This is a genomic window from Clostridium sp. DL-VIII (assembly GCF_000230835.1).
In the GTDB taxonomy this organism is placed as follows: Bacteria; Bacillota; Clostridia; order Clostridiales; family Clostridiaceae; genus Clostridium.
In genome coordinates this window covers 2,752,181-2,768,678 of the sequence record NZ_CM001240.1, presented here as the reverse complement: position 1 = coordinate 2,768,678, position 16,498 = coordinate 2,752,181, and the positions used below count along the sequence as shown (strand labels likewise).

The following is a 16,498-nucleotide window of genomic DNA, read 5'->3' as shown; positions in this document are numbered from 1 at the left end:
CGTATAGAAGGATAGCTCACTGGAAGCACCATTATTCAGTCCTCCGCCATGAAAAAAGACTATAACTGGCTTGTCTTCTTTTAAATTATTCGTCCATACATTCAAATACTGGCAGTTTTCATTGCCGACCATGTCCGCCGTTCCATTTGAAGGTGTAAAAAATTCATATGGGTTAACATGCCCAGTGCTTGCAAGCGTTCTGTCCTGTGGTGAAAACTTCCCCATAAGTAAGTGCTGAATGAAAATTATTCTCATAGGAAGTAATCGGGGTAGGATTTTTAAATCGTTCCGCTGTAGCATATGGAATCCCCTTAAAATTATAGACATTTCCTTCCTTATATCCCATCAATGTGCCTGCAGATACATCTACAAATGCCTGTGATACGGCTTTTACTTCATCCGCTGATGCCTCGCTCTGGCTTTCTGCCTTCGTTTGTGTATTATTCGCACATCCGGTTAGCAATATAAATGATATTCCTAAGATACATGCTTTTATCAAACCTTTTCTTTTCATATACTGTATCCATCCCTTCTTCTAACATATAAATAATTCCAAATTATTTTTCAACAGACATTTTTAAAGGTTAGCACGATTCATGAAGTATGCCCATTATCCTATCTAATCAAACACTCCATGTTTTAGTCTATCACCTTTTTATAAAGCTTTAGGTGGTATTTCATTATCACCATTGGGAGAAATGCGATTCTAGGCAACGAACGTACAAAACACTTTGGAATCTATTTTAGTAACTAATAAATATCTCCATTATATTGTTGATAAAAATCAATTTCCATCGCCTTCACACTGATTTGCCGATATTATGTCTCCCCATAAAAGTCTTTTCCAAAATCTTATATTAATCTTCATTTCCTCTCTTACATTACCTTCATTACTGGCTCCAGAGCCTTGACATCCTTGTCGGTCAGGGATATAATTTCTGAATAATCTGCCGTATTACTAACAATGACTGGTGTAACCGTTTCATATCCATCCTCTGTTATTGCTTCTAGATCAAACTCCAGCATCAAATCGCCCCTTTTGATTTTCTGTTCATTTTTTACATGAGCAGTAAAATGCTTACCATTTAAACTTACAGTCTCTAATCCTACATGAATCAACAGTTCTATGCCGTTGTCTGATTTAAGACCCAAGGCATGTTTGGTTGCAAAAATTGCTGCCACTTCCCCATCAAATGGAGCATACACCTTTCCTTCACTGGGAATAATGGCGAATCCTTTTCCAATCATCTCTGTAGAAAAGGTAGCATCGTTCACCTGACTCAAGGGAATTGTTTTTCCAGAAACAGGAGAATATATAGTGTTTCCTTCAATTAAATTTTCTGTATCCAATTTCTTTTTTTTTGCATCTGTCTGTTCTCTCAAATCTTCTGTTTTATCATTTTCCTCTACTTCTACCGGATCCTCAAATCCCATAAACCATGTAAGCACGAAAGAAAGTACAATAGCAATTCCAGCTGTCACAAATGCCATCACAATATTATTGGATTTTTCAGGACTGAGGAACTGCGGAAGCGACACTATAGAAGGTGTTGCAAACGCATGTGCTGCGAGCCTTACAAATCCAGCAAAGGCACCGGTAATACCGCTAGCTATACAGATTGCTGCCATAGGCCTCTTAAGCGGAATACTCACTCCATACAAGCCAGGCTCTGTCACTCCTGCCAGCAACGCAGAAAATCCTGATGCAGATGCAATCTGTTTCATATTACTGTTTTTAGATTTCAATGCTACTGCCATACAGGCAGATCCTTGTGCCAAATTGCTTATCAACATAGCCGGAAGCATAAGAGACTCCCCAACTGGTGTTGCTAATGCTGCCATTGTCACTGGTATAAATGCCCAATGCATGCCTGTCATAACAATAAACGGCATAGCTGATGCCATTATAATCATGGCCACAACACTTGCATGGTTCTGAATACCAAGTACTACTACTGCAAGACCATTTCCAATAAGAGAACCAAGAGGTCCTAAAATAATAAATGCTACTGGTGCAGAAATAAGTAAAATCAATGCAGGCTTTAAAAAATTCTTAGTTACAGATGGAGTAATCTTCTCCACCAGCTTTTCAATATAGGACATCCCCCATGCTGTTAAGATAATCGGAATGATGGTAGACGAATAGCTGGCCGACGTTACAGGAATTCCAAGAAAATACACACCTCCTGTTGCATTGTTAAGGAGTGCAATGAAATTCGGATGTAAAAGCACACCTGCCACTGCTGCCACCATATATGGATTCGTGTTAAACTTCTTCCCTGCAGAATATGCAATAAGCACAGGCATAAAATAGAAAGCACAATCACCCATAACCGTTAAAAGCTGCATGGTCTGATTAGTATCAGGCACAAAGAATCCCATAATAATAATTAAAACTTTAATCATACCTGCTCCAATGATTGCTGGTATGATAGGTGCCATGCAACCCGATATTACATCAAGAATCGCCATCACTGGGTTCTGTTTCGGCTTATTCAACGGATTTCCATTTGAAGAGTCCTTGAAGTTCCCAAGTTTTAAGAGTTCCTGGTAACATTTTGCCACATCATTCCCTATGATAATCTGGTATTGACCGGCTTTTTTCATCACTCCAGCTACCCCTTTAATAGCTTTTATCTGATCATCACTTACCATTTCTTCGTTCTTTAATACAAAACGAAGCCTGGTCATACAATGTGTAACACTTATGATGTTTTTCTCGCCACCCACTTTGTCCAGGATTTTTTTTGCAATTACTGAATAATCCATGTAAATTCCTCCATTGTTCATGATTTTATTATTATATAAAGAAAATCCAAACTAAAAAAAGCTACGCGCCGCATTCCTTATAATTTGAATTTCACCTTATGAATATAACGTTTTCTTATCCTACATACTACTTTATCAGTCCCGGATATGTTTGCTTAAATTCCCCATCTCTTATTAGGAGCTGATTTAATTTGATGCTTCGATATGTTTAATGGATATTTTCTCCACCAACTGCTGCAACTTGCTACTTACCATTAAACTTTCTAATTTAAAAATCTTCTCAATTTCTTCCACTCTTTGAATAGTACTCACTCAATCAGCGACTTTTCATTACAAAAGCAACTGCCTTGATACAATTATTTTAATACAAAAAGTCTTGATTTGGAACGAGAAAAAAGCTACGGCGGTTCCAACCAAAACGTTAGAACATTCATTAATACACTTACTTATCTTCGCAGGCTGATCAGCCTTTCAACTATCCCCGGATCATAGTGAGCCAAAAACAAACTTTTCCCTTCATCCAGTGCAACAATCGCTTTCATCTCACCATCCCAGCACAAAATCAAACACATTGAAATTTCCATCCATACGTTCTTAATGCGTAGTTGCAGGAAATACATATTATCCGTAAAAAAATTTTTAAGAACTGAAAAAGGCCTACACAGATATAATCATCCATGTAGGCTTTTGAATGGATATATTTTTTGTTATCTTACATAATTTTTCACAAGTTATATCAGAGCTATTTCAGAATAAAAATATTTTTTATAAAGTTACTTTGTTTATGATGGTAAGTTTTGTATTTTAAACTCACAACTACAAGCTCTTTATTTCAAGGCTGTCTGACAGTCGTCGCTATTGGGATAGTATAATGCTTGTCCTTAATAAAAAAACAGCCGTTTTAACATATAGAAAAGCCACTCACTGTAAGATAAATTAATTTAGATATTGTATAAATGTAATTTCAGCCTAATAATAACTTTTAGCTCTTAAAGATATTATCTTTTGGTATTTGGGAGTTTTTACTTATTCCTTAGTCCAAACAAGATTAATTGACATTACTTCTTCCTTTTCTGGATATAGAAGAACTACTATGAGCTTCTACTTTGTCTTTAAGTTCCATTATATATATATTATGCAGTAAGAACTACCCGATTGTATCAGATAGTTCTTACTATATACGCATTAATTTTATCTTACTAAGCCTGTTAAATATTCAACTGTTTGTGGATCATAATGTGAGAAGAATAAGCTTTCGCCTTTATCTAAAGCAGCAATCAAATCCATATCCTCTTTTGTTAATTCAAAATCAAATACGTCAATATTTTGTATCATTCTTTCCTTGCTAACCGATTTAGGAAGCACTGATACTCCTCTTTGAATAAGATATCTTAAAGCAACTTGTGCAATTGACTTACTATATTTATCTCCAATTTCTTTTAATATTTCATTGCTAAATAGGTTGTTTTTCCCTTCGGCAAAAGGTGCCCAAGCTTGAATCTGAACGCCATACTTTTTCATTACTTCCTGAGCCTTTACTTGTTGATTAAATACATGTGTTTCAACCTGATTTACTGCTGGAACAACTTCATTGAACTTAGTTAAGTCGATTAATCTGTCTGGATAAAAGTTACTTACACCTATTGCTTTAAGTTTTCCTTCTTTATATAGTTCTTCCATTGCACGATAAGTTCCATAATAATCATTAAATGGCTGATGGATTAATAATAAATCTAAATAATCCAATTGAAGTTTTTTTAATGATTCTTCGATAGATTTCTTTGCATTTTCATATCCAGCATTAGCAATCCATACCTTTGTAGTGATGAATAATTCTTCTCTTGGAACACCACATTTTTTAACAGCGTTACCTACAGCTTCTTCATTACCGTAAGCCTGTGCTGTATCGATTAGACGATAACCTACCTCTATTGCATCTAGTACACATCTTTCACATTCTTTTTGATCTGGAATCTGAAATACTCCATACTAATTTCTCCTTTATTCTAATTTTTTCTGCTTTTCGTTATTTAACTTAAGCAGAACTATCTTTGCACAACTGAATTTGTTGTTATATTATCACTATAATACATTTGAGTAACTCGAAGTAGACTGCTTTTATAATTTTTTCGACCTGTGTTACAAATATTAATTTAAATTGCTAATGCAAAAATTTCTTTAATTTATTAAAAATGTGTTTCATCTATATCAATTTTAGATAAAGCTTCATTAATACTAGCTAATTCTTCCTCCGTTAATGTTATATTATCAGCTCCCAGATTTTCTTCTAACCTATGCATTTTGGTTGTACCAGGAATCGGAATAATATAAGGTTTTTGAGCCAATTCCCAAGCTAATACGATTTGTGCTGATGTTACATTTTTACTTTTAGCTACTTTTGAGATTAAATCCAATAATGATTGATTATGGTCCATAACTTCAGGCTTGAATCTTCCCATGAAACTTCTGAAGTCACCTTCTTGATATTTTGTATTCTTTGTATACTTACCACTTAAGAATCCATTACCTAAAGGACTATAAGCAACAAATGAAATACCTAATTCTTCACATAAATCAAACAATTCTTTTTCTGGCTCTCTCCACACCATTGAATATTGATTTTCAATAGCCACTAATGGACATACTGCATGAGCACGTCTCATATAACCGATTGGTGCATTTGATAATCCCCATGCTTTGATTTTTCCTTCAGCGATTAATTCTTTTATTACTCCAGCAACAACTTCAGGTTCTACTTTAGGATCAACTCTATGTTGATAATATAAATCAATACAATCAACCTTTAATCTTTTTAAAGACCCTTTTACTTGTTCTCTAATAGATTCAGGTCTACTATCTAAGATATTTTGAGGTTTTCCATCAACAATTTCTTGGCCAGTAATACCAAATTTTGTAGCAATAACAACTTGATTTCTCAATGGCGCTAATGCTTCACCTAATAACTCTTCATTGGATTTACCGTAAACAACAGCTGTATCAAAAAAGTTACATCCTAATTCAACTGCCCTGCGAATCAATCGAATCATCTCTTCACGGTCTGCTGCTTGTCCATAAGCATGATCCATCCCCATACATCCTAGACCAATTCCAGAGACCTCAAGATTACTATTTCCTAATTTACGTTTTTTCATTTTTTAATCCCGACCTTTCACTATCTTTTATTTATTAAATCATTCCTAATTTCTGGAGACACCTTGATACTTCTTCTGACATACTCACGCTACCTCCACTAATTGAAAATCCTCTTAAAACATTTGATTTTGAACAAAGTTTCTTTATGTCCACTTGACTGTTACCCATTCCACCTCCTCCATGGGTACAAAATGGAATAATAATCTTATCAGAGAAATCATATGATTCTAAGAATGTAAATACACCCATCGGCATTGTGCTCCACCAATTTGGAAAGCCAATATATATTACATTATAAGAACTCATATTCTCTACTTTAGTTGATAGTTTCGGTCTACTGTTAATTTCTTTTTCTTTCTTAGCCACTTCAACTACTTCATGATAATTAGTTGGATACACTTCTACTGTATCAATTTTAAACAAATCACCTTTTACCTTATCATTTATTATATTTGCTATTACTTCTGTATTTCCGGAGTCTGAAAAGTATGCAATTAAACTTTTTACCATCTCTATCCTCTCCTATTCTTTTTCTTTGTTTTTAATATAGATGTATTTTATACATTTAGTATTGTTGAAATTCCAACACACAATATCTGCAGCTGTATATTTTATTCTGTAACCCATTCTCCAATCATACGAGCGTGTTGCAAATATTCTTTATTGTGTAAACAAGAATCTGCAGAACCACAATTTGTAAACACTTCTGTTTTAAATTCTTCAATGGATCTTTGAAGGCTTGGAAGCGTTAATATATTATTAACATGACGTTTCATTTCTTCAGTTGAAGACCCTGTACAGGTCAACAAAATCCCCACCTTTTTCTTTAAACCAAGTTGATAGGAAGGACAGCTAAATGTACAGCAAAAACGATCAATTACTGTAATAGCCTGTGCAGCCATGCAGTTATAATAGATTGGTGCTTCAGCAATAATTCCATCACTTTCGTGTATTAAATTTAGTAATTGAGAAAAATCATCTTCTTGTACACATTTACCACTATCTTTACATTTATAACAAGCTTTGCACGAACAGATATTCTTATCCCTCACATCTACTCTTTGAACTTTTGATCCTTTTTCCTTCGCCGCTTCCATAGCGGCTTCGATCAATGTATCACCGTTACCTCCGACTGTAGGTGTAGTAGTAATAAATAATATTTTTTCATGACTGTCACTCCTCTTTCTATCTATATATTTATCATCTGCATCAGGTATCTATTTTACATACTTGTTCGATGATTTCACTTTATTTGGTAAATTCTCACAATATATTATGACATCGTATGTTTATCTTATAAAATTAGTGAATATCCCTATTTCACGCTCTGGCATCTTTGCACCGATCTTTAGACCAGTTTCCTTACATTTTAAGAAAAATGTCATATTTCTTCCTAAAGTTCTCATAGTCTGAAGTCCTTCTATATCCTGTTTTACTTGCTCAGGAAGTAACACCGTGAACCATATTCCAATACTGTGACGAAACAATTGGCATCTGCATTAAAACAAAATATTTATTTAATTGATTATAAGTTGCAGTTGTTCCTGCTCTTCTTGCCGATATAACATACGCTGCAGGTTTTAAATTTAATATTTTTCTATTTTGTTAAATTATTATATTCTTCATCAGTTACAGGTTCTAGCCATTCAACTCCCCCCTTTTCAATATTAGGCAACATCGCAATATGTGTAAACCAGCTATTAGGTGTTGCACCATGCCAATGTTTAACATTCGGAGGTATCTTTACTACATCTCCTGCATGAAGAATCTGTACTGGCTTTCCTTCTTCCTGATAATATCCTTCTCCTCCAGTAACAAGCAGAATTTGACCCCCTGGATGTTTATGCCAACTATTTCTTCCGCCTGGTTTAAAAGTCACATTAAATGTAGGGCAATTAAAATTCTCATCATTAGATATCAACATTTCAACCCATTCTTCCCCAACAAAATGTTCCGTATCAGTACTTTTTTCACCTTTTGGGAAAATTACACCTTCACTTAAATCTTTCACATTTTCCTCATTGGCAGTTGAACTAGCTTCTTTTGTTCCTTTATCAGCATTATCATTAGTATCGGTAGTTTTAATTTCCTTTTGTGTGAAGCTTTCCTGACTACTTGCACTTCTTTGGCTATTATTACAAGATACTAAGCTAACAGCAATTATCATAGTAATTACTAATACTAATAAATCTTTTATTTTCTTCATAATTTTTCTTCCATTCTTATAAAGATTTTATTTGTTTTCACATGAAATCCGCAAACATTAATTTTCCAAGCTTTTTTAGATTTGGTATTACTAGACACGAATTAGATTATTTATTTGTAGCATTAGCTGCTCTGCTAATTAAAACCTTATCCAGAACCCCGCTTGCATTATCAGATTGTTTCTTGCCAACTTTTGTTTCAAGTACAGATATTATGTTTCTCATCTGTGCCTCAGTCAGTCCTACATTAAACCCAACGTTAAAATGCCCCTGTAACTGTGGATTGACACCATCAATACTTGATAACGCCGAAATGGTTGCTATCTCTCTGCTTTGGAAATCTAGTACATCTCTTCCGAATATGTCCCCGAAAAGATGTCCTTTCAAAAAATCATCAATAACGGGAACAAAAGTATTTCCGCTACCGGCTGGCATTCCTGTCAGGCTAGCCTCAATTTCTGTTCCAAGTTCTATGCTGCTTTTATTGGAAGGCAATGGACTTGCTACCTTACCAACCTCGTCCTTTATTCCTTTTTGCTCCCGTTCTTCCATGACAATTCTAAAAGTATTAATACCATTCAGACTACGTGGAAATCCTGCATATGCATACATCTGCACCAAAATTTCCTTAATTTCATTTACAGTTAAACCTGCATCCAACCCTTCGTTCAAAGCTATTTTCAGTTTTTCTAAATCACCATTAGCAGTAAACGCTGCGATTGTAACTATACTCTGTTGCTTGATACTCAAGCTTTGGTTATTTGTTGCTTGTGTTTTAAACCTATTGTTTACTTCCGCTTCTGTCGCTTTGCCTGAAAATCCACTCACCGAAACGAGCAGTGAAATCGATAAAATCATTACTATTAATTTTTTCATTTTCTTCTCCCTTTCTCAATAAAAAATTAAACCAAAAATTCTTATCTTCCTCTCTCTTTTATATTTATTACTTTAAACAAGAATTCTTCTCCCTTTATGCTAGTTATTTTGCATATCCTAAATCATTTAACCAGGAAATAATATTCGGTGCATCCTCCTCAACTTTGTTTCTTGATACCGTATATCCTTTCTCATTTACTGTTGCATTAGGTTCAAGCTTCTCAATAGTACTGATGGTATTTGAGAATCCACTGCCTCCATGGCTGTTAAATGGGATAATAGTTTTACCAGACAAGTCATATTCGTCAAGAAAAGAGTATACAATCATCGGCATATCTCCCCACCAATTGGGATAACCTAAGAAAATAGTGTCATATTGTTCTATATTGTCAATATGAGATTTGATTACAGGACGCGCATTTTTATCCTGTTCTTCTGCTGCTAAATCTACAAGAGTGGCGTGATTAGTAGGATAAGGTGTTTCAGGCTCAATGCGGAAAATATCTGCACCTGTATTCTCCTGAATCACGTAAGCCATATACTGTGTATTTCCCAAAACTTTTCCATCAATGACCACAGTACTGTTGTCTTCCTCCTTGGTCATATTGCTCGGATCTGTGGTTTCTGGCATAGAAAAATAAACAACAAGTGTTTTTGAGTCTTTCTCAGTAGGGGCAGTAGTTTTGCTAGATGAAGTAGATTCCTTAGATGCTTCACTTTGGCTGGACGCACCATCTGTATCGTTCTTTGCGGTATCAGATGAATCAAGCTTTGAATTGTCAGCAGAGGATGCACCTGTTTTGCTGCACCCAACAAAACTTAATAAAAGAACACAGGTCATCACAAAAGCAAATAATTTTTTCATATAATTTAACACACTCCTCTTAATATCTAATAAATCGTTCTTTCATCCTTAAGCCTCCCTAAAAAAATCTAGGAAGCAAAATACAACGTGGACTTTTTATTTGATTTATTTTTTAAACGGTTATTCTTTTAAAATATTTATCCCTAATTTCAGTATTGCGCAAATCGTACTTAATAATATTGTTAACTATTTTACTATCTCGTCACTAGTTATATATTTACATTTTTATTATAGATAAATTTGAGAATTAACAGAAGTTTTAATAAGTTCTTCAGCTTAAACCCAAAGGTTGTAACTAGTTTTATGAACAAAAAATCCACGAAGCAATTACATCGTGAATTTTAAAAATCTATTTTTTTAACAGCCATTCCATGATATCTTTGTCATAAGCAAACAGTGCACCGCCACCATGTTCATCAGCAGCTCCCCTTTGTACAAAATAATCATGATTTTTCACATCAAGTACTAATAACCGATTGATTTCTTCTTCTGTCATTCCCTGTGCTTCATATAATTCATGCAGTTTATGATATGCCTCTTTTGTTGGCCCTGAACCATAATAATCATCATTCTCACCTACTGCAAAATATACCGGAATACGTTTATTAACGACTGGTTCATAAGCTCCATCCCATCTTGAACTGCAATGCAGATATGCTGTAAATAAATCCGGTCTTTTTCCTAACACGATAGACATGGTTTCTCCACCTCCTGAATAACCGTTGACATATACTTTTGTTTGATCAATATTGTAATTATTAAGAAAATATTCTACTAATGCAATTGTCTGGTCAGCTGATTTCTCACCCCAGTCTTCAAGCTGGGGTGCAACAATAATCATATTCGAATTATATTTTTGTGCCTCGAATCCAAATTTCTCCGCACCCAGATTTACGCCAACACCTTGAAAATATAATCCTTCATAACCTGGAAGTGTAAAATATAATGCATATGACTCGCTTCCATCATAGCTTTCAGGAATATACACGTTATAATGAATATCACCGTTTGTTTGCGAATGAAGTACATTGTCTAGTAAAAAATTTTTGTACTTTTTTATTCCTTCCGTATTAACTTCCTCTACGGGATTTTTTTCTTCACTCACAGGTTCTTTATTGTATTCCTTTCTATTTTCACTACTTACATTCTCATTAGTTTTATTTCGTGAATCATGAAATAAAAACAAGTATCCCACGCCTATGAAGCCCAAAAGAAGTAATATTACAATCAAAATAACTTTTCTATTTTCCATATTTCTTTCCAATCTCTATAACTACTAAATTATTACGCAACTCCTTATTTCCATGCACTAATGGATACTATGCCTGTATGTTACCTCCTTTCATAAATCAAGTCCCTGAATCCAATCTGTAATTACTTTGGTTTGATCCTTTGCCATATCAAAGCCACGAATTGGCAATCCTTTGAGCACAGTTGCATCAGGCTTAAGCTCTTTAATTGTCTCATACGTTCCACAGCCACCGCTTCCCTCATGGGTATTAAAAGGAATAATAGTCTTACCTCTAAAATCATATTTGTCAAAAAAATGTAAACATAGTCTGTGGAAGTGTGTACCACCATATTGGATATCCAACAAAAATCACATCATAATCTGCAAAAGGAATTTGATTTTTTATTTCTGGTCGTTCATCTGCATCTTTTTCATGTTTGGCAATAGCCTCTATCTGTGGATACTCAGAATGCAATCCGGGGTATGCTTTTACAGACTCAATTTCTACCAGATCTGCACCTGTCTTTTCATCTATAATTTTCGCGAACCTTTCTGTAAATTTATCCTTCGATGAAAATATCGAAAGATATGTGACTAATATTTTTTTACAACTCATATATGTTTTCCCTTCCTTAATATAAGATCCTAGTATAAGACATAGATGCTAGCTTAACGCTATCCTCACTTATTGTATAGACCTCTGTTACAACAAATGGATTTTCCATTTTGTTTCCATATACAATGGAAGTCATTTTTATTTTGTTCAATAGAACAACAGTAGATCCATCTGCTGAATTATTTTCTCCTACTTCTTTCATTTTGTTTTATCCTCTCTTATTTAAACTAATAATTTTCCCTATCACTGCCATACGCTCTAATGTTTCTAAATGCCTACTTCTTTTTATCAATGCCCTCTTTTTTAGCCCTGCGGAAATATCATCTGCAACTTGTAAAATATTTAAATCAGCATAATAAAGTGAGTATTTCCTTTAATTCTTTCAGCCGGAAAATCAACAACCGCTACATCTCCGCCATATTTATTAGCAACATATGCCACTCATATGCCATCTCTCTAAAAGCTCTCTAGAAATCCTGGGGAATAGAAATAGATACTTCTTCTGGAAGATCATGACCAAAATAAATAATAATTACAATCTCGGTAAGTTTTTCAAAGCTCCAATCAGATATAATGACTGTTTCAAATTTTCCGCCCATAATACCAGTGTAAAGATTAGGAATTTCCTCTGGTGCTTCTCATCTTGAAAACTCATAGGTTGCCGGCTCAAGAGCCACAATTGCACGAACATTATCGCTTTTAATTGCAATATCCCATCCATATCCATCACTTTGAGAATGTGTACAAAGAATACCAGTGTCTCAAGACTTAATTCCGTGCCCACATAAAATATATATTTTTAATATAAAAGAATTGTATTTATATTAAAAATAAATATTGGCTTAATTACGTCTTGAGCCACTAGTTCTCATACCTCTAATTTTTTATTTCATGACTCCAATTTTATTCAGCCATTCAGATACAGCTCTTTGTACCTCTTGTGCATCTCTTACATTTGCACCTGGCATTTGAAAAGCATCAAGTATGGTGGAATCTTGGCAAAGCGCCTTGATAGAATTAACAGTTTCCCCCAATCCATATCCTCCATTTGTATTGAAAGGTATGATCGTTTTTCCCTTGAAATCATATTCTGATAAAAATGAAGCTATAGGTCTTGGAATGTTCATTGCCCATGTGGGATAACCAATATATACGGTGTCATATGAATCCATATTTTCTATCTTAGTTTTTAGTTCCGGTTTAAATCCAGCGTTAAACTCATCAACATTTCGTTGTACAGTTTCATGATAGTCAGCTGGATAAGGTTGAACCGTTTGAATATTTACAAGATCCCCGCCAACAAGATCATGAATTTGCTTTGCAACAATTTCCGTACTACCAATCAAGCCATCATTTCCAACATTCAAGCTCGCCGATGATATTACATCAACATTATCGCTAAAGTTTGTATTGCCGACTCTTGAAAAATATACCACAATGATTTTTTTAGTAGCCGAAGACGAGGTTTGTTCCTCCCTCCCACTTACCATATCGGACGAACTATTTTCGGCTGTGGAGCTGCTTCCAGATACCGATAATTCCGTACCACTGTTTTTTGAAGCGTTGACTGCTGTTTCCCCACTGCCGTTTGAGGTACATCCAAAAAACATAAACAGGAGCAGGAAACAACCTAATAGAACAAAAATACGATTTTTCATGTTACTCACCTTGTATAATGAACATATAGTAAAAATTCATTATACTTTTCCTTTCTTAAATATTTTTTACTATACTTAACATAAGACGTTGTGGATTAGTTTTTTCACTTTGTATAAGACATAGATGCCAGAATGCTATCCTCACTTATTGTATAAACCTCTGTTACAACAAATAGATTTTCCACTTCGTTTCCATCTACAATGGAAGTCATCTTTATTTTCTTCAATAGAACAACGGTAAATTCCATCTGCTGAATAGTTTTCTCCTCTCTTACTTAAACTGATAATTTCCCATCACCGCCATACGCTCTATTACTTCTGAATCAGTGTGCCAGAAGAACAATATTTTGTTCTCATCAGTGCCAGGATTACCTGTCTTTATTTCAATACTACTCCATCCTTAAATGCATTTCCAACTTTTTCTCCAAGTATACGGTAGGAACCCGTTGCAGAATCAAATGAAAGTGGCTGTAATTTATCAAAATCAATATTGCCATTTTCATCAATGATTGATTCTTCTGCACTCATGTTTACTACTTCACCAACTACTCTTAATTCTCCAAGTTCTTCGTTCATGCTGACAACCTTGCATTCCAAAGTCAATGGGAATTCATCAATGATTGGAGCGTCTACATGGATGCTCTTTGTTACATGAACCCCAGCTTTTGTAATCTTGTCTGTATCCTTTCCCGATTCAAGACCAAAATAATCTGCAATAACCAGATTATTTTTATCTGCAAAGCTTACGGTAAATGCTTTTTTCAGCTGCAGATTATCCGTTGTCTTATGTTTAGAAAGATTCAATGCGACGTGTTTTCCTCCACACTGTCCTCCCCATGCAACATTCATTGCATCTGGTATACCATTCTCATCATAAGTAGCTACGATTAATACTGGTAATGGTGTTACGATTGTTTTTATTCCAAAATCTTTCTTCATTTCTTTTATCCTTCTTTCTTTTATAATTTTTAATATATAGTTTTATGCTGCATTAACAGTAACAGGTAGTTATATTGTTATGACTATATAATAGTTGTTTAATAGGATACTAGATATCTAATTCGAAAATCCCCATTATTGCGTTCGTAATAATTCCGTACGCAAAGACATTTCACTAGCTTCCTATAAAGTAAAATTAACTTCCATTGTTTCTGCACTGATCTGAACAATTCCTTCCTGGAAAAGCCCTTTTGCGTATGGAGTTGTTATAAGTGCAAGTACCTTGGCTCATCCAAATGCTATTTATATCTCTTCTGATGTTTTTTGCGGGTATATATCTGTAAAAGCATTGAAAAATAATATGCAACACATGCAAATAACATCATCATAGCTATATATTCAGCAAAGAATAGTATTACTGGCTGATTAGGATCAAAGAATACAAATATGTTTTTCAAAAACATGTAAGAGGTTATATCATTTTTAATAAAGGCATATAAACCATAATAGGAAATCGTAATTTCCATCAATGAAAGTACTGCTTTATATGGACGAGAACCCGACTGAATTCCAGATGACTTACTGACTATACCTTTAATCATGTTTCCATGCATACCAAGATGCAAAGACATTAAAACAAATCCCCAATACGCTGACATCATATGCAGTTCCCGTGCAAAGGATGCGCTTCCATTTATGGGCAGAAAAGAAAACACATAGCGTGACATAATAATGCCACTAATCATTAATCCAATCATAGATACAAACACCATCAGATTGATAGCAGTCTGCAAGATTCGCTGCGGTGTGTATTTTCCTCGGAATAAATTTAGATACCAATTGGCATTTAGGACATTATGGATGATAAACGCTGCAAACATCACCGCTCCAATCCATTCATGTACTTTCTGGCCTGTTAGCGCATAGGCCATAAGAACTGGTAGTAGCACAGTTAATAAAATATCAATTGTAATTTTAAATTTCAGCTTTGCTGTCATTCTTTCATCCCCTATTATGTTAAGTAATATAATCATTATTATTCTTAACTATTACATAGAAAAACATCGAGATATGCAGACCTCGATATTTTCTTCCTCCCTTCTACACTTTAAAATGCCATGTAAGCATAACTTACACCATATTTTATTTAAACTATTAATCGTTCTTTTAAAAAACATTTTATCACTTAGAATTTACTCCAATTGATAAAATATCTTCTCTTATCAAAATATATGATAAAACCCCTCTGCACTTTTCAATTAAATGCAATTAAGAATTTAATTAATGTTATATAATTTCTATTAAATTAATTTATTTCAGTATTCGTTACCAAATATCTATGAGAATTCACTTAATTCAGGAAATCTGTGGTAATACTATCCTTTTTCCAAGCTTCCAGTTCAGCACGATCTGCATCAAGTGCATCGCTAACTACTTGAACTGCATCGCTTCCCAATAACAGTAAAGAAGGTGGATTCTGAGCTTCGACAGCCTTAATAATAAGCTGTGCTCCCTTTGCTGGATCACCAATCTGATGACCATCTGTAGTATCATTCTCTATTCGACGGAGTCCCGCAGTTTTTGCATAATCAGTCATAGCGATTTGAGATTGCTGCAATGAGCGGCCGGCAAAATCAGTCCTGAATGCACCCGGTTCAACAATTATCACCGATAAACCAAGAGGACTGACTTCTTTCTGAAGACCTCTTGACAGTCCCTCAAGTGCACATTTCGTTGCCGAATAGTAGCCAGATCCAGGTGCAGTAGTACGAGCGGCAATCAAAGATATATTCACGATTGTACCATGTCTTCTAGTCCTCATTCCAGGTAATACAGCCTTAATCAGTGCTACAGGTCCAAAGAAGTTTGTGGCGAAAAGTTCATCTACTTCTGCTTCATCTGCTTCTTCTACAGCAGCACGATAACCATGTCCTGCATTATTAACTAGAACATCCATTCCACCAAATCGAGCCTCTGCTTGTTGCACCGCCTGAGTAGTAATCTGCTTGAGGTTAGTCACATCTAATTGGATAGCTAATGCTGTATCAGGATAGGAATCTACAAGTTGAAAGCCTCCTTGCAGTAATGACTGCATTATCCCCATGTTTCAGTACAGCTTGAACAAGATTACGGCCGAAACCGCTTGAACAACCAGTAATTAACCACGTAGGCATATTATCACCTCTC

At 34.8% G+C, this 16,498-nt stretch carries 19 protein-coding genes and 1 pseudogene; all 20 read right to left on the bottom strand.

What is annotated here, in order from left to right:
* Positions 1 to 132: carboxylesterase family protein (locus CDLVIII_RS32535; RefSeq protein ID WP_278245928.1), on the bottom strand; the 132-nt coding region annotated here is incomplete at its 3' end.
* A gap of 40 nt (positions 133 to 172) precedes the next feature.
* Complete coding sequence (locus CDLVIII_RS32530) at positions 173 to 514, bottom strand: carboxylesterase family protein (protein WP_009169836.1); 342 nt, start codon at positions 512 to 514, stop codon at positions 173 to 175.
* A 362-nt stretch (positions 515 to 876) separates the two neighbouring features.
* Positions 877 to 2,769 carry a beta-glucoside-specific PTS transporter subunit IIABC gene (locus tag CDLVIII_RS12665; protein ID WP_009169835.1) on the bottom strand — a complete coding sequence of 631 codons (1,893 nt, stop codon included), beginning with the start codon at positions 2,767 to 2,769 and terminating at the stop codon, positions 877 to 879.
* Between the two features lie 1,191 nt (positions 2,770 to 3,960).
* Positions 3,961 to 4,743: an aldo/keto reductase gene (locus CDLVIII_RS12660; RefSeq protein WP_035301771.1), complete on the bottom strand. Its 783-nt coding sequence runs from the start codon at positions 4,741 to 4,743 to the stop codon at positions 3,961 to 3,963.
* A gap of 212 nt (positions 4,744 to 4,955) precedes the next feature.
* Entirely contained in the window at positions 4,956 to 5,921 is a 966-nt protein-coding gene (locus tag CDLVIII_RS12655; protein ID WP_009169834.1) for an aldo/keto reductase, read from the bottom strand.
* Positions 5,922 to 5,955: 34 nt separating this feature from the next.
* A complete protein-coding gene (locus CDLVIII_RS12650; protein ID WP_009169833.1) occupies positions 5,956 to 6,432 on the bottom strand; it encodes a flavodoxin in 477 nt (158 codons plus the stop codon).
* Between the two features lie 101 nt (positions 6,433 to 6,533).
* The gene (locus CDLVIII_RS29300; protein WP_050816264.1) at positions 6,534 to 7,034 is read right to left on the bottom strand and encodes a flavodoxin family protein; all 501 of its coding nucleotides are present in this window, start codon (positions 7,032 to 7,034) and stop codon (positions 6,534 to 6,536) included.
* Positions 7,035 to 7,211: 177 nt separating this feature from the next.
* Positions 7,212 to 7,506, bottom strand: a pseudogene (locus CDLVIII_RS12640) (flavodoxin family protein); the annotation flags it as partial.
* Between the two features lie 13 nt (positions 7,507 to 7,519).
* Positions 7,520 to 7,933, bottom strand: coding sequence for a cupin domain-containing protein (locus tag CDLVIII_RS12635; RefSeq protein WP_035302260.1), 414 nt, complete (start codon positions 7,931 to 7,933; stop codon positions 7,520 to 7,522).
* A gap of 301 nt (positions 7,934 to 8,234) precedes the next feature.
* Positions 8,235 to 8,876, bottom strand: coding sequence for a carboxymuconolactone decarboxylase family protein (locus CDLVIII_RS12630; RefSeq protein ID WP_242835915.1), 642 nt, complete (start codon positions 8,874 to 8,876; stop codon positions 8,235 to 8,237).
* Positions 8,877 to 9,105: 229 nt separating this feature from the next.
* The gene (locus tag CDLVIII_RS12625) at positions 9,106 to 9,867 is read right to left on the bottom strand and encodes a flavodoxin (RefSeq protein ID WP_009169829.1); all 762 of its coding nucleotides are present in this window, start codon (positions 9,865 to 9,867) and stop codon (positions 9,106 to 9,108) included.
* Positions 9,868 to 10,216: 349 nt separating this feature from the next.
* Positions 10,217 to 11,131, bottom strand: a complete 915-nt coding sequence (locus CDLVIII_RS12620) for a prolyl oligopeptidase family serine peptidase (RefSeq protein ID WP_242835913.1) — start codon at positions 11,129 to 11,131, stop codon at positions 10,217 to 10,219.
* Between the two features lie 274 nt (positions 11,132 to 11,405).
* The gene (locus CDLVIII_RS31990; protein ID WP_050816263.1) at positions 11,406 to 11,714 is read right to left on the bottom strand and encodes a flavodoxin; all 309 of its coding nucleotides are present in this window, start codon (positions 11,712 to 11,714) and stop codon (positions 11,406 to 11,408) included.
* A 16-nt stretch (positions 11,715 to 11,730) separates the two neighbouring features.
* Positions 11,731 to 11,916: a hypothetical protein gene (locus tag CDLVIII_RS12610; RefSeq protein ID WP_035301770.1), complete on the bottom strand. Its 186-nt coding sequence runs from the start codon at positions 11,914 to 11,916 to the stop codon at positions 11,731 to 11,733.
* Between the two features lie 265 nt (positions 11,917 to 12,181).
* A complete protein-coding gene (locus tag CDLVIII_RS32525; protein WP_278245919.1) occupies positions 12,182 to 12,313 on the bottom strand; it encodes a hypothetical protein in 132 nt (43 codons plus the stop codon).
* A 285-nt stretch (positions 12,314 to 12,598) separates the two neighbouring features.
* Entirely contained in the window at positions 12,599 to 13,204 is a 606-nt protein-coding gene (locus CDLVIII_RS29890) for a flavodoxin (RefSeq protein ID WP_242835911.1), read from the bottom strand.
* A gap of 272 nt (positions 13,205 to 13,476) precedes the next feature.
* Positions 13,477 to 13,620, bottom strand: coding sequence for a hypothetical protein (locus CDLVIII_RS31765; protein ID WP_207636829.1), 144 nt, complete (start codon positions 13,618 to 13,620; stop codon positions 13,477 to 13,479).
* Between the two features lie 130 nt (positions 13,621 to 13,750).
* A complete protein-coding gene (locus tag CDLVIII_RS12600) occupies positions 13,751 to 14,311 on the bottom strand; it encodes a flavin reductase family protein (RefSeq protein ID WP_009169825.1) in 561 nt (186 codons plus the stop codon).
* Between the two features lie 299 nt (positions 14,312 to 14,610).
* Complete coding sequence (locus tag CDLVIII_RS12595) at positions 14,611 to 15,309, bottom strand: DUF4405 domain-containing protein (RefSeq protein WP_009169824.1); 699 nt, start codon at positions 15,307 to 15,309, stop codon at positions 14,611 to 14,613.
* A 353-nt stretch (positions 15,310 to 15,662) separates the two neighbouring features.
* Positions 15,663 to 16,415, bottom strand: coding sequence for an SDR family NAD(P)-dependent oxidoreductase (locus CDLVIII_RS12590; protein ID WP_242835909.1), 753 nt, complete (start codon positions 16,413 to 16,415; stop codon positions 15,663 to 15,665).
* Positions 16,416 to 16,498 lie beyond the last annotated feature (83 nt).

Bases quoted from the DNA above. Each gene is read 5' to 3' on its own strand.
- CDLVIII_RS12590 (WP_242835909.1), bottom strand. From the start codon at position 16,415: ATGGGGATAATGCAGTCATTACTGCAAGGAGGCTTTCAACTTGTAGAT.
- CDLVIII_RS29890 (WP_242835911.1), bottom strand. From the start codon at position 13,204: ATGGTAAGTGGGAGGGAGGAACAAACCTCGTCTTCGGCTACTAAAAAA.
- CDLVIII_RS12600 (WP_009169825.1), bottom strand. From the start codon at position 14,311: ATGAAGAAAGATTTTGGAATAAAAACAATCGTAACACCATTACCAGTA.
- CDLVIII_RS31765 (WP_207636829.1), bottom strand. From the start codon at position 13,620: ATGGAATTTACCGTTGTTCTATTGAAGAAAATAAAGATGACTTCCATT.
- CDLVIII_RS12655 (WP_009169834.1), bottom strand. From the start codon at position 5,921: ATGAAAAAACGTAAATTAGGAAATAGTAATCTTGAGGTCTCTGGAATT.
- CDLVIII_RS32530 (WP_009169836.1), bottom strand. From the start codon at position 514: ATGAAAAGAAAAGGTTTGATAAAAGCATGTATCTTAGGAATATCATTT.
- CDLVIII_RS12610 (WP_035301770.1), bottom strand. From the start codon at position 11,916: ATGAAAGAAGTAGGAGAAAATAATTCAGCAGATGGATCTACTGTTGTT.
- CDLVIII_RS32525 (WP_278245919.1), bottom strand. From the start codon at position 12,313: ATGGGCGGAAAATTTGAAACAGTCATTATATCTGATTGGAGCTTTGAA.
- CDLVIII_RS31990 (WP_050816263.1), bottom strand. From the start codon at position 11,714: ATGAGTTGTAAAAAAATATTAGTCACATATCTTTCGATATTTTCATCG.
- CDLVIII_RS12625 (WP_009169829.1), bottom strand. From the start codon at position 9,867: ATGAAAAAATTATTTGCTTTTGTGATGACCTGTGTTCTTTTATTAAGT.
- CDLVIII_RS12650 (WP_009169833.1), bottom strand. From the start codon at position 6,432: ATGGTAAAAAGTTTAATTGCATACTTTTCAGACTCCGGAAATACAGAA.
- CDLVIII_RS12595 (WP_009169824.1), bottom strand. From the start codon at position 15,309: ATGACAGCAAAGCTGAAATTTAAAATTACAATTGATATTTTATTAACT.
- CDLVIII_RS12665 (WP_009169835.1), bottom strand. From the start codon at position 2,769: ATGGATTATTCAGTAATTGCAAAAAAAATCCTGGACAAAGTGGGTGGC.